Annotated in this window: 13 protein-coding genes; 8 read left to right on the top strand and 5 right to left on the bottom strand. The window is 64.8% G+C overall.

The window, feature by feature from the left end; translation table 11 throughout:
* Positions 1-115: 115 nt before the first annotated feature.
* From AL3_RS03685 to AL3_RS03650, 8 genes are all read left to right on the top strand, one after another.
* A complete protein-coding gene (locus tag AL3_RS03685; protein ID WP_066296727.1) occupies positions 116-622 on the top strand; it encodes a MarR family winged helix-turn-helix transcriptional regulator in 507 nt (168 codons plus the stop codon).
* Positions 623-1,765, top strand: a complete 1,143-nt coding sequence (locus AL3_RS03680) for a glucose-1-phosphate adenylyltransferase family protein (RefSeq protein WP_066296725.1) — start codon at positions 623-625, stop codon at positions 1,763-1,765.
* A gap of 366 nt (positions 1,766-2,131) precedes the next feature.
* The gene (rpmB, locus tag AL3_RS03675) at positions 2,132-2,368 is read left to right on the top strand and encodes a 50S ribosomal protein L28 (RefSeq protein WP_066296721.1); all 237 of its coding nucleotides are present in this window, start codon (positions 2,132-2,134) and stop codon (positions 2,366-2,368) included.
* Positions 2,368-2,535 carry a 50S ribosomal protein L33 gene (gene rpmG / locus AL3_RS03670; RefSeq protein ID WP_013602737.1) on the top strand — a complete coding sequence of 56 codons (168 nt, stop codon included), beginning with the start codon at positions 2,368-2,370 and terminating at the stop codon, positions 2,533-2,535. Before rpmB ends, rpmG begins: the two co-directional genes overlap by 1 nt.
* A 2-nt stretch (positions 2,536-2,537) precedes the next feature.
* A complete protein-coding gene (gene rpsN, locus AL3_RS03665) occupies positions 2,538-2,843 on the top strand; it encodes a 30S ribosomal protein S14 (RefSeq protein WP_055239038.1) in 306 nt (101 codons plus the stop codon).
* A gap of 236 nt (positions 2,844-3,079) precedes the next feature.
* Positions 3,080-3,364, top strand: a complete 285-nt coding sequence (locus AL3_RS03660; RefSeq protein WP_066296719.1) for an HU family DNA-binding protein — start codon at positions 3,080-3,082, stop codon at positions 3,362-3,364.
* 148 nt (positions 3,365-3,512) lie between these two features.
* Positions 3,513-5,657, top strand: coding sequence for a bifunctional copper resistance protein CopD/cytochrome c oxidase assembly protein (locus tag AL3_RS03655; protein WP_370664973.1), 2,145 nt, complete (start codon positions 3,513-3,515; stop codon positions 5,655-5,657).
* Complete coding sequence (locus AL3_RS03650) at positions 5,654-7,564, top strand: NHL domain-containing thioredoxin family protein (protein ID WP_066296716.1); 1,911 nt, start codon at positions 5,654-5,656, stop codon at positions 7,562-7,564. The genes AL3_RS03655 and AL3_RS03650 overlap by 4 nt, the downstream gene beginning before the upstream one ends.
* 97 nt (positions 7,565-7,661) lie before the next feature.
* Here the strand turns inward: AL3_RS03650 and AL3_RS03645 are convergent, their stop codons facing one another.
* From AL3_RS03645 to AL3_RS03625, 5 genes are all read right to left on the bottom strand, one after another.
* Positions 7,662-8,645: a nuclear transport factor 2 family protein gene (locus AL3_RS03645; protein WP_151723879.1), complete on the bottom strand. Its 984-nt coding sequence runs from the start codon at positions 8,643-8,645 to the stop codon at positions 7,662-7,664.
* 91 nt (positions 8,646-8,736) lie between these two features.
* Positions 8,737-10,014 carry an ABC transporter ATP-binding protein gene (locus AL3_RS03640; RefSeq protein WP_066297098.1) on the bottom strand — a complete coding sequence of 426 codons (1,278 nt, stop codon included), beginning with the start codon at positions 10,012-10,014 and terminating at the stop codon, positions 8,737-8,739.
* A gap of 36 nt (positions 10,015-10,050) precedes the next feature.
* Positions 10,051-10,893, bottom strand: coding sequence for a carbohydrate ABC transporter permease (locus tag AL3_RS03635; protein WP_066296707.1), 843 nt, complete (start codon positions 10,891-10,893; stop codon positions 10,051-10,053).
* Positions 10,894-11,859, bottom strand: coding sequence for a carbohydrate ABC transporter permease (locus AL3_RS03630; RefSeq protein ID WP_066296705.1), 966 nt, complete (start codon positions 11,857-11,859; stop codon positions 10,894-10,896).
* On the bottom strand, positions 11,856-13,142 hold the full coding sequence (locus tag AL3_RS03625) for a sugar ABC transporter substrate-binding protein (RefSeq protein ID WP_066296704.1): 1,287 nt from the start codon (positions 13,140-13,142) through the stop codon (positions 11,856-11,858). Before AL3_RS03625 ends, AL3_RS03630 begins: the two co-directional genes overlap by 4 nt.
* Positions 13,143-13,191 lie beyond the last annotated feature (49 nt).

Below are 13,191 nucleotides of genomic sequence, written 5' to 3'. Positions count from 1 at the left end.
CCGGCGTGTCCTGCCCGGGACAACACAGCTGGCACCCTCCCCGCCAGGGGAAGGTGCCAGCCGTGTGTCGGGGGTATTCCGTTGAAGGCTCAAGTGCCGTGAGAGAATTGCGCCCATGACCGAACCGCAGTCCGCTCCCGCCCGCTGGCTCACTCCGGAGGAGCGGCAGGCATGGCTGGCACTCTATGCCGTGGCTACCCGGCTGCCCGGAACCTTGGACGCCGACCTGTTCAAGCGGGCCCGGATCACGCTCTTCGACTACCACGTGCTGGCCATGACCTCGGAATCCCCGGAGAAGCAGCTGGCGATGAGCGAGCTCGCCCTCCGGTCCAACGCCTCCCTGTCCCGTTTGTCCCATGTGGTGAAGAAGCTTGAGCAGCGGGGCTGGATGCGCCGGTTCCCGTCTCCGAAGGACGCCCGGGTGACGACGGCGGCGATCACCGAGGAGGGGATGGCCGCTCTCGTCGAACTGGCGCCGGGGCACGTGGAGTCCGTCCGCAACGCCGTCTTTGACGCCCTGGACGAGGATGATGTGGCAGACCTCGCGCGGATCGGCGGCAAGATCCTGACCCTGCTTGATCCGGCCGCGGCCCGCCCGTGCACCCCAACCGAAGGACCCTGAATGCGCCAGCCGAAGGTACTGACCATCATTCTCGCCGGAGGAGCCGGAGGCAGGCTGGGAAGCCTGACCGATACCCGGGCGAAACCGGCCATGCCCGTGGGCGGGTCCTACCGGCTGATCGATGTGCCGCTCTCCAATCTCCACAACTCCGGGCTCAGCGACGTCTGGATCGTCGAGCAGTATGAACCGAAGTCCCTGAATGACCATCTGGTCAGTGGGCGTCCGTGGGACCTGGACCGGACGAACGGAGGGCTGCGGGTGCTGCCGCCCTACCAGGACTCCGAAGGCGGGGGGTTCGCCCAAGGCAACGCCGATGCCCTGTACCGGCAGGCGGACTACATCCGCGAATACGATCCGGACCTGGTCCTCGTGCTCAGCGCAGACCACCTCTACCGGCTGGACTACCGCGATGTCATCGCCACCCATCTCGAGGCCGCAGCTGCCCTGACCGTGGTGACCTACCGGATCAGCAACAATCCTTCGGACCACGGCGTGGTCGAAACCAGCGGCGGCGTTGTCACGGGCTTTGAATACAAGCCGGAGAAACCCCGGACGGACCTCATCACGGCGGAGATTTTCCTTTACGACGCGGGAGCCCTGCTGACGAGCCTGGATGAGCTCGTGGAGCGCGACGGCCAGCTGGAGGATTACGGCGACCAGCTGCTGCCGTATTTTGTGGAGAGGGAAAAGGTCGTTGAGCATCGGCTCGAAGGCTACTGGCGGGACATGGGGACGCCGGAGAGCTACCACCAGGCGCACATGGACCTGCTGGACGGGCACGGAATGGTGTTCGATGACCCGGCCTGGCCCATTCTTTCGGCAACTCCCCGCCGGCTGCCGGCCTTCATCGGGGCAGCAGCCCGGGTGGAGACGAGCCTGCTGGCGCCCGGATCCAGGATCGACGGCGCCGTCTCCCGCAGCGTGGTGGGACCGGACTGCGACATCGAGCCCGGAGCGGAAGTGCACGGCTGCGTCCTGCTCGACGGCGTGCGGGTCAGCAGCGGCGCACGGCTGAGGAACATGGTGGTGGATTCCGGTGCCGTTATCGGCGGGGCAACGGACCTGGACGGAGCCGCTGAAGACCCTGAAACGGGAATAGCTGTGGTGACCGCCACAGGCGCGCTGGAGAAGCCGTCAGCCTAGCCGGCGCCGTCCGCCCCGGTTTGGCTCAAACGCGCCGGGCGTCTAGGATAGGAAGGCGTTAAGTCACGCCTATGATCTGGTTCGCTCCTCACCGGTGCGGAGCAGAACATTTGCGTGGCCGCCCGTGTAAACCTAGAATTGAAGGCTGTCACAGCAGTTTGCCGTGACTACCTGAACTTCACCGTCTTCCCCGCGGCGAGGCACTTCGGCTGGATCTCACCCCGCCAGGTCAACCTCCGGAAAGTCGCAGTAATAACGGTGTCAAAACTGGTGGCGGGACGCTCTTTATTGCAGGTGCCATGGCGGCATCGCCTTGGTGCTTGTTTTTTGAGGACCGTCATATTTACTACAACTGGAGGAGAGATCATGGCAGCTTACTGCCAGGTAACCGGAGCTATTCCCGGCTTTGGTCACAGCATTTCGCACTCGCACCGACGCAACAAGCGCCGGTTCGACCCGAATATTCAGAAGAAGCGCTACTGGGTTCCGTCCCTGCGCCGTAACGTGACGCTGCAGGTTTCTGCACGCGGCATCAAGACGATCGACGTCCGCGGCATTGACGCTGTCGTCACCGACCTCCTTGCGAAGGGTGTGAAGCTCTAGTGGCAAAGGACAAGGACGTACGTCCGATCATCAAGCTTAAGTCGACCGCCGGCACCGGGTACACGTACGTGACCCGCAAGAACCGTCGTAACGACCCGGACCGTATGGTCCTGAAGAAGTACGACCCGAAGATCCGCCAGCACGTCGAATTCCGTGAGGAGCGCTAAGAATGGCAAAGAAGTCCAAGATTGCCCGCAACGAGCAGCGCAAGGTTGTCGTTGAGCGCTACGCTGCGAAGCGCCTCGAACTGAAGAAGACCCTGGTTGACCCGAACGCAACCGACGAAGCACGGGAAGCTGCACGCCTCGGCCTGCAGAAGCTGCCCCGCAACGCTTCACCGGTGCGCCTGCGCAACCGTGACCAGATCGACGGCCGCCCCCGGGGTACCCTCCAGAAGTTCGGTATCTCCCGCGTGCGTTTCCGCGACATGGCACACGCCGGCGAACTGCCCGGCATCAAGAAGTCCAGCTGGTAAGCACCGCTTTCCACGCCTGAAAAGGGCGGCAACCTTTGAGGTTGCCGCCCTTTTTGCGTACCCTGCGGCCCTCGGTATGTTCAACCCACCCAAATTTGGGAAAAAACCCGAAAAAACCCCGAAAACCCGCGGTTTTCAGCGCGATTTTGGCCGCCAAGCTGGTAAGTTTTCGAACAGAGGCGGTTACGCATCCGTGAACCGCTCGCGCTAAACACCAGAGTCCAGGAGGACATAAATTGGCTATGAACCGCAGTGAACTTGTTGCCGCAGTCGCAGAAAAGTCCGGCAACAGCCAGACCGCCGTTAACGGCGTGCTCGATGCCGTCTTCGACATCTTCGCAACCTCCGTTGCCAACGGCGAAAAGATCACCATCCCGGGCTGGCTTGCTGTTGAGCGCACCGACCGCGCCGCTCGCCAGGGCCGCAACCCGCAGACCGGCGAAACCATCCAGATTCCGGCCGGCCACAGCGTCAAGCTGACCGCAGGCTCGAAGCTGAAGGCTGCTGTCTCCAAGAAGTAAGACCCCGCAGTCCTGGGACGGGGCCGGTGCCGGAAGGCTCCGGCCCCGTCCTGTTTTTTGCCGATGTCTACGGCCAGGCTGAACCGCCGCGGGCCGGTGTATGACCGGTGATTGGCCCAATTTTTACAAGGGGTAGAGAATAGATAGCGTGCCAAACACTGCCAAGACCCAGAACACGCTGCCGGGCCATCCCACCGGTTCCGCGTCCGTGCCCGGCAACCCCGCTCGAAACGGCTGGCTAGCCGCAGGGATAGGCGTAATGGTCCTGGCTCTGGTCACGGCACTCCTCTTCACCGGCGCTGCGGCCGCCGCCCAGCTTTCGGACCCCGGAGCGCTTACGCGCTGGGGACTTCCGGTAGCCAAGGCCATCCAGAACGGCGCAGTCGCGACTGTGATCGGCGCCCTGGTGTTCGCCGTCGTCATCCTGCCTAAACATGCCGGCCCGCGCCGGGGCAGGGGAGAGCGGGAAGCCCGGCCGGAACACCCGGCCTTCACCCAGACCATGGCCCTGGCCTCCGGTGCCGCCGCTGTCTGGACGATCTCCGCCATCGGTGTGCTGCTGTTCACCTATTCGGATGTCTCCGGGCTGCCGCTAAGCCCGGACCCGTCCTACACCGAAGGCCTCGCGTCCTTCCTCACCGACTTCTCCACCGGCCGCGCCTGGCTCGCCGTGAGCATCATTGCCGCCGTGGTCACGACCCTCACCTTCGGCGTCCGGTCCCTCACCGGGCTGGCGCTCACGGCTGTGCTGGCGGTTGGCGGCCTGCTTCCCATGGCCCTGGTGGGACACGCCGCGGGCGGAGACGATCACAGTGCCGCGGTCAACTCGATCGGGCTGCATCTGCTGGGCGTCTGCCTGTGGATCGGCGGGATCATCGTCCTGGCCGTGATTGCCAAGCAGCTGGGCGACATGACCGGCGCCGTTCTCCGCCGCTTCTCCGCCCTGGCGCTGTTTGGCTTTGTCCTGGTGTCAGTATCCGGAATCGTCAACGCATCCCTGCGCATCACCTCCCTGGAACAGCTCGACTCCCGCTGGGGCGGACTGGTGATTTTCAAAGTCGCTGCCACCGTAGTCCTCGGCATTATTGGTTTCCTGCACCGCCGGTGGATCATTCCGCGCCTTCCAGTCCAGGCGACGGGGGCCGGTGCGAACAAGGGCGTTCCCGCGGACACCGCCGGCAGCCTGAGCGCCCGTCGGGTGCTGTGGCAGTTCGTCGGGGTGGAACTGCTGATTATGGCAGCAATCTCCGGTGTGGCGGCGGCCCTGGCCCGCACGGCGCCGCCGCGGCCGGAAGAGCTTCCGCCCAACGCCACTCCTGCCCGCATCCTCACCGGCTACGATCTGCCCCCTGAACTGACGCCGGAACGCTACCTCACGGAATGGCGCCCCGACTGGCTTTGGATCGCCATCGCCGTCACCCTGGCCGTGGCGTACGTCCTCGGAGTGATCAAGCTCTACCGGCGCGGGGACAAGTGGCCGATTGCCCGGGTCCTCTCCTGGTTCGTTGGCCTCATTGCCCTGACCTATGTCACCTCCGGAGCTCCGACGGTCTACGGCATGGTGCTGTTCAGCACCCACATGCTCGGGCACATGTCCCTCTCCATGGTCATCCCGCTCTTCCTGGTGCTCGGCGGACCCGTTGCCCTGGCGCTGAAGGCACTGACTCCGCGGACGGACGGCAGCCGGGGCCTGCGCGAATGGATCCTGATCGGAGTGCACTCGCGCTGGTCCAAGATCATTACGCATCCGATTTTCGCCGCCGTGAACTTCGCTGGGTCCATCGTGATCTTCTACTACTCGGAGGCCTTCGGATTTGCGCTGCGCCAGCACGTGGGCCACGAGCTGATGGTGCTGCATTTCCTGCTGGCGGGATACATCTTTGTCCTGACGATGATCGGGATCGATCCGCTGCCTACCCGCGCGCCCTACCCGCTCCGGCTGCTGATCCTGCTGGCCACCATGGCGTTCCACGCTTTCTTCGGCGTAGCGGTCATGGGGCAGACTTCGCTGATCCAGGCGTCCTACTTCGGAAACATGGGCCGCGACTGGGGCCTGAGCGCCTTGGCCGACCAGCAGCTGGGCGGCGCCATCATGTGGGGCGTCGGGGAAATCCCGACCGTCCTGGTCGCGATCGGCGTCGCCATTGCGTGGTCACGTTCGGATGCACGTGAAACCAAACGCAAGGACCGGGCCGCGGAACGGAATAATGACGCGGACCTGACGGCTTACAACAATATGTTCGCCCAGCTGGCCGAACGCGATGCAAGGACAGACCAAGGAGAACATCGATGACTGAAACGGTGCGAGCCGGATACCGCGTCCGGGCTTCCGAGCTTGAGGGCCGCAACTGGCTCAACACAGGCGGGAAACAACTGGGGCTGGAAGACCTCCGCGGGAAGATCGTCATCCTGGATTTCTGGACGTTCTGCTGCATCAACTGCCTGCATGTGCTGGACGAGCTGCGGCCGCTGGAAGCGAAGTACTCCGACGTCCTGGTGACGGTGGGCGTCCACTCACCAAAATTCGAGCATGAAGCCGACCCGGTTGCCCTGGCTGCCGCCGTCGAACGCTACGAAATCCAGCACCCGGTGCTGGATGACCCGGAACTTGCCACCTGGCAGGCCTACACTGCCCGTGCCTGGCCGACTCTCGTGGTCATTGACCCGGAAGGCTACATCGTGGCCCATCTCTCCGGAGAAGGCCACGCAGCCGGCCTGGAGTCGCTGGTGGCGGAGCTCATTGCCGAACACGAGGCGAAAGGAACCCTGCACCGCGGCGACGGCCCGTACGTTCCGGCCGAAGCAACCTCCGGCGACCTGCGGTTCCCGGGCAAGGCAGCAGCCCTTCCGGAGGGCACCTTCCTCGTGACGGACACCGGGCACCACCGGCTGGTGGAACTCGAAGCAGACCTTAGAACCGTCCGCCGCGTCATCGGTGAAGGCACTAAGGGATGGCGGGACGGCGACGCCGGGACCGCACGGTTCAATGAACCGCAGGGGCTGGCCGTGCTGCCTGCCGCCGTCGCGGAAACCCTGGACTACGACGTGATCGTGGCGGACGCCGTGAACCACCGGCTCCGGGGCGTGAACCTGGCTACCGGTGCCGTGACCACGGTGGCGGGCAACGGGATTCAGCGTTTGCTGGACGCAGAGAACCAGGCCGCGGAACAGTCCACCGAACTGGGCACCGACCCGCTGGGCACCTCGCTGTCCTCGCCGTGGGACGTCCTCTGGTCCACGGCCCTGGGCAAAGCCGTCGTCGCGATGGCCGGCACCCACCAGATCTTCGGCTTCGACCCTGCCACCGGTGCCCTGAGCATCCTTGCCGGCACCGGTCTGGAAGGGCTCCTTGACGGGGACGGCGACGCCGCATGGTTCGCACAGTCTTCCGGCCTGGCCCAGGACGCCGACGGCGCCATCTGGGTGGCGGACTCGGAAACCTCGGCCCTGCGGAAACTCACGTTCGACGCCTCGGGGAACCGGGCTGCCGTGACCGTGGAAACAGCGATCGGTGCGGGGCTGTTCGACTTCGGCTTCCGCGACGGCGACGCCGCCGAGGCCCGGCTGCAGCACCCGCTGGGCGTTGCGGTACTGCCGGACGGCTCGGTGGCTGTCGCGGATACCTACAACGGTGCCGTCCGCCGCTACGATCCGGCCACCCGCACCGTCTCCACCCTGGCCCGTGGCCTGGCAGAGCCCTCCGGCGTCCTGCTGGACACCACGGCGGAGGAACCGCTCCTGGTGGTCGTGGAAGCCAACAAGCACCAGCTGGTACGGCTGCCGGTCCCGAAGGAAGCCCAGTCCGTGGACGAAGGCGCCCGGCAGACGCAGCGCCCCAAGACGGCTATCGAGGCGGGACCACTCGGCCTGACCGTCCGCTTCTCCGCTCCCAAGGGTCAGAAGCTGGATGACCGCTGGGGGGACCCGACGCAGCTGAAGATCTCCGCTTCGCCGGAGGAACTGCTGGTTTCGGGCGGCGGTACCGCCATCGGCCTGGTCCGTGAACTGGTGCTCTCCGACACCGTCAGCGAAGGCGTCCTGCACATCACGGCCCGCGCCGCGGCCTGTGACGGTGAACCCGGCGGTGAGATCCCGGACCACGCCGCTTGCCACCTCTACCAGCAGGACTGGGGAATCCCCGTGATCGTGCAGCCGGGCGGGGAAACAGAACTCACCCTGGACCTGCGCGGCCTGGACTAGACCCCGGCCGGGCCCGCCCCGGAACAGTAAAAAGCGCCGCCTCCACGATCCCTGGAATCCAGGTCCTGGAGGCGGCGCTTTCTGCGTTGGGGAAAAGCTATTCGATGACGGCCGTGAGGCTGATGTCCTGGCCGTTGACCGACAGCCGGGCTCCAAAGGAGAACTCCTTGTCCTCCACCAGCGGGCTCTGGGCGCCGGAGAACAGGTCCGTCTGGGTTGCGGTGACCCGTGCCGTGCCCTGCAGCGGAGCAAGCACCCAGTGGCCGTCGGCGGGAGAGATCTCCACGGTGGGGTACTTCGTGATTTCCCACGTGATGGGCGGCTCCACCCGGTTATTGGTCATGTGGTAAAATGGGCACCCGGCAGGGGCCAGCCGGTTCTGCTCGCCGGCACAGCTATCCAGGAACTCGTGCACCCGCGCGTCAACGGCATCGACCAGCTCCGGGGTTGCCTGGCTGCGGAGCGTCAGGTCCAGCGATCCTGACGGGGCAGCGAGCACCCCGGTCTGCTCCGGAGCTTCGAAATAGCCGCTGGTGAAGGACGCGGCGACCCGGGACGGGTAGAACGCTGCGAAGGTATTGCTGCCCTCGGGCAAGGCGACCCGGGCGCCGTTCAACTCAGCCTCGTTCTGGTTCGCCGCGCTGACCCGCACCCCGGGGAGCGTGGTTGGCCGGAAGGACCACTGGTCGAAGAACATCCAGCGGGTACCGGTCTTCTCCAGCTGGAACGTGGATTCTTCCTCGGTATCGTCCAGCCGGTAGCTGACCACCACATCCGTCCGGTCATCCACGGCTGTCTCGACTTCCGCGATATCCAGCACCTCAAGCCCTGCCGTCGAGTTCCGCAGCGCGTCGCCGTCCAGCAGGACGGCATTGGCGTCAGGAACGTCGGCGTTCAGCAGCCCAAGGGCCTGGGCACCGTTGCCGTCCTGCAGGGCCTGGAGATAGTTCTCCACCTGCTTGCCTGGGCCGTAAGCCTTGGCGTTAACGAGCCAGATCACGACGACGGCGGCCGCGATGGTGAGCATGAGGGCGGTGAGCCAGATGGCCACTGCCTTAATTACCGGTGATGTTCCCTGCACGCTCTTACGTTACCTGCACGGCGCGCAGAGGGCAGACCCGGCCTGCCGCGGAGACGCGGCTGGCCGGGCGCTGGTCTGTCTTTGCTGTTGTCTAGGACTCAGCCGGGGTGGCTGCAGCCTGCTGGAGCTCTTCCTTGGCCATCGCGATTTCCTCGGCCCGGCGGGCATTGGCCTCTTCGGTCAGCTCCGCCCCGGCTTCGGGGTCCCTGGTCAGGTTCTCCCCGCTCTCCGGGTCGAAGAGGTGGATCTTGCGGGTATCGAGCCACAGCTCGGCCTCACGCCCGCCGCGGACCCGGCTGGCGGCGTCGAGCGTCACCACAACCTGGGGCCGCAGCTCATCGGCATCCATGTCCCGCGCCAGGTTGTCCAGGAGCTCCCGTACCTCAGGGGTCGGATCGAAGTGGATGTAGCCGTACTGTTCGTTGCCGAGCCACTCCGTATGGGTGATGTGCGCCTTGAACGTCGAGCCGTGCGCCTTCTTATCGCCTTCCACCAGTGACGCATCTTCGAAGAACTCGGGGCGGATACCCACCAGGACAACCTGCTTCCCTGCGGCTTTGGCGGCCTTCTCCTCGGGGATCCGGATGTCTCCGACGGCCGTTTCAAGGATGTTTCCTTCCTTGAATGTCGCCGGAAGGAAGTTCATCGACGGGGAGCCGATGAAGCCGGCCACGAAGAGGTTGACGGGCTGTTCGTAGAGCTCGCGCGGCGAGGCGACCTGCTGGAGGATGCCCTTCTTCAGCACGGCAACGCGGTCGCCGAGCGTCATGGCCTCGGTCTGGTCGTGCGTGACGTAAACGCTGGTGACGCCGAGCCGGCGCTGCATCTGGGAGATTTCCGACCGCATCTGCCCGCGGAGCTTGGCATCCAGGTTGGACAGCGGCTCGTCGAACAGGAACGCGTCGGCCTGACGGACGATTGCCCGGCCCATCGCCACCCGCTGGCGCTGGCCGCCGGAGAGGTTGCCGGGCTTCCGGTCCAGGTGTTCCGTGAGTTCCAGCGTCTCCGCGGCCTCCCGGACGAGCTTGCGGACCTGGTCGTCCGAGTACTTGCCCTTGTTCAACCGCAGGGGGAAAGCGATGTTCTCGTACACGGTCAGGTGCGGGTACAGGGCATAGTTCTGGAACACCATGGCGAGGTTGCGGTCGCGGGGCGCCTTGTCGTTCACCCGTTCCCCGTTGATCAGCAGGTCCCCGGAGGTGATGTCCTCCAGGCCCACGATCATCCGCAGCAGGGTCGACTTGCCGCAGCCCGACGGCCCGACGAGGATGATGAACTCGCCGTCGGCAATGTCCAGGCTGACGTCATTGACGGCAGGGAAGCCGTCGCCGTACTTCTTGACGAGGTTCTTGAGGGTAATCGATGCCATGCTCATGGCTCCTTTTCTTATACCGTGCGTCCGGGGCTAGCCCTTGACGGCGCCCTGGGTTAGTCCGGAAACAATCTGCCGCTGGAACAGCAGCACCAGTACAACGACCGGGATGGTCACAATGATCGCCGCTGCGGAAATTGCTCCCGTGGGCTGCTCAAACTGTGAGGCGCCGGTGAAGAATGCCAGCGCTGCCGGAACCGGCCGTGCCGCGGAGGTTGAGGTGAGTGAAATGCCATACACGAAGTCGTTCCACGCGATGAAGAAGGCAATGATCGCCGTCGTGAAGACACCGGGAGCGGCGAGCGGGACGATCGCTTTCCGGAAGGCCTGCCACGTGGTGGCTCCGTCCACCTGGGCTGCCTGTTCCAGTTCCCACGGGATCTGCCGGAAAAATGCGGCGAGCGTCCAGATGGAGATCGGCAGTGTGAGGGACAGGTAGGGAATGATCAGGCCCAGCCAGGTGTCGTAGAGGCCGATGTTCCGCCAGAGGTTGAACAACGGGGTCACGATGGAGATCACCGGGAAGATGGAGACGCCCAGCGCCGTGGTGAGTACCAGCCGTTTGCCGGGGAAGTCCAGGCGGGCGATCGCGTAGGCGCAGAGCGTGGCCAGTACGACGGCGATCACGGTGGCGATCAGCGAGATGCCGATCGAGTTCCGCAGCGCCGAGAGGAAGAGTTCCTGGGCGTCGCCGACCAGGATCTCTTCGTAGTTGACCGTGGACCAGGTGGAGGGAAGGAAGGTTCCCGAGGTCAGGTCGCTGGGCAGCTTGAACGACGTCGCGAAGATCGAGGCAACGGGGAACAGTGCGTACACGATCACCAGGATGGAGATGATCGTCCAGGTAAGGCGTCTGCGGATCGGTGACGATTTCATTTAGTTGCCCCCTCGTGCGCCGGTCAGGTCCACCTTGAAGAGTTTGATCGCGATGAAACAGATGATGATCACGCACAGGAACAGCAGAACGGACACGGCGGACCCCATGCCTATCTCCAGCCGGGTAATCGAGGTGCGGTAGGCGAGCAGGGATAGTGTTTCCGTGCCGTACGCGCCCTTGGTCATGATGTACACGTTGTCGAAGATGCGGAACGCGTCCAGGGCCCGGAACAGGACCGCCACCATGATCGCGGCTTTCATGTTCGGCACAATCACCCGGGAGAAACGCTGCCACCAGGTGGCGCCGTCGACTTCGGCCGCTTCGGTCAGCTCACCGGGCACCTGTGCCAGTCCCGCGAGCAGCAGCAGCGAGATGAAGGGCGTGGTCTTCCAGATTTCCGACGCCATGATCACGGTGATCGCGGTGCCGAAATCGGCGAACCAGTTCAGGTCGGGACTAATGCCCGGTACCCAGTCAAACCAGTGGTTGACGTAGCCGGAGTTGATGTCGAAGGCATAGAACCAGGCGAACGCCGAGACCACCGTGATGATGCCGTAGGGCACCAGGATGGCGGTGCGGAGCCAGCCGCGGATGGACTTCAGCGCACTGTTCATAATCATGGCCAGGACGAAGCCAAGCACCAGCTCGATCACGACCGTGACCACGGTGATCAGGAGCGTAACGCCCAGGTCCCGCCACCACACGGAGTCGGTCAGGATGGTGATGTAGTTGCCGAAGAACACGAACGAGCGGTCATCCGGAGCGGTGAGCCGGTACTTGAACAGGGAATCGTAGAAGGCCAGGATGATCGGGTAGGCGGTAACGGCCAGCATGATCACAAAGGCGGGTCCCGCCAGCCAGAACCCGAGCCGCCGTTCGCTGCGGGCGCGGTCACTGAGTTTTTGCCTGGGCTGTTTCGGGCTGCCGCCCTCGGCAGCGGCACGTGTCTCGACGGACGTACTCATAGCAGCCTCTCTCCCTTCAGGACCGCGAGTATGAACTCCTGGCTAGTGGCGGGCGTGGTGTCAGGGTTGACGTCCGACGGTGGTGTCCAGGTCTGCTGGATACCGGTGGAGATTTCGTTGTAGTACGGCGTCTGGGGACGGGGCTTGGCCAGCTGGAGTGATTCCTGGATGGTGCCAGCCATCGGGAAGGTCTCCAGCGCCGTGGGATCGTTGTACGCCTCGGTGTTCGACGGCGGGTTCCCGTTGGTTTGGAAGTAGTAGGCCTGGTTCTCCGGACTGACAATGCACTCGATGGCCTCGTAGGCGAGGTCCGGGTGCTTGCTCTTGGACCCCACCGCGAGGTCGATCCCGCCCAGCGGGGGAGCAGTATCCTCGCCCTCGTTGACCTGCGGGTAGAGGGCCCAGCCGATGTCGTCCACCAGGGACTGCGGCAGGGTGCCCTCCGCGACGGCCGCGTTGGTGGCCGGCCAGACGAAGGGATAGTTCACCATGAACGCGCCCTTGTCCCCCTGGAACTGGATCATGGAGAAGTTTTCTGTCTGGGTGGGCAGGCCTGGTCCGCCCAGGCCGTCCTTGCCGATGGTGGAGACGATCTGCGCTGCTTTGGCCCCGGCCTCGGTGTCGATGCCGAGTTCGATTTCGTCGGCCGGAGCATCGGGGTTCTCCACGATCTGTCCGCCGGCTGATTCGATCAGGGCATTAACCCAGACCGTCATCGACTCGGCCCGGGCGCCCTGCACGCTGAGGAACTTGTCCTGTTCCCGGACGGCGTTGATGAGCTGGTCCCAGGTCACCGGCTGGGTCATGTCCAGTCCGGCTGCTTCAGCCACCGACTTCCGGTACCAGAGGATCTGAGTGTTGGCCCAGAACGGGACGGCGACAAGCTCGCCCTTCCAGGTGGCGCCCGTCAGGGCGCCTTCCACTACGTTCTGGGTGGTGCGTTCCTGAACGTCCTGCGGAATCGGCGCCAGATAGCCCGGCTCTGCGTACTCCGGAACGTTCGGCGGGTCCAGGCTCATGATGTCCATGGTCGTGTCGCCGGCGGCCAGGCGCCGGGCGAGCTGTTCGCGCTGTGATGCGGCGTCGTTCGGGAGCAGCGACGTTTCGATGGTGTAGGCGCCGCCGGACTGGTCCGTGCACCGCTTGGCGAGTTCGGCCTGGCCGCCGTCGTCGGGGTTGATGTACCAGGTCAGGGTAGGCGCGGAGCCCGCATCGGAACTGCAGCCGGCCAGCAGGGTGGCACCTACTGCGAGGGCGAACCCCGCGGCTGCAGACTTCCTCATCCAGGGTCTGCCGTGATGTGTAGCGTCTTTTGGCATTGGTGCATGCCTC

Source organism: Arthrobacter luteolus NBRC 107841 (genome assembly GCF_001552075.1).
Classification (GTDB): domain Bacteria; phylum Actinomycetota; class Actinomycetes; order Actinomycetales; family Micrococcaceae; genus Arthrobacter_B; species Arthrobacter_B luteolus.
Note: the sequence above shows the minus strand (reverse complement) of the source record. Positions and strands in the feature narration are given on the sequence as shown.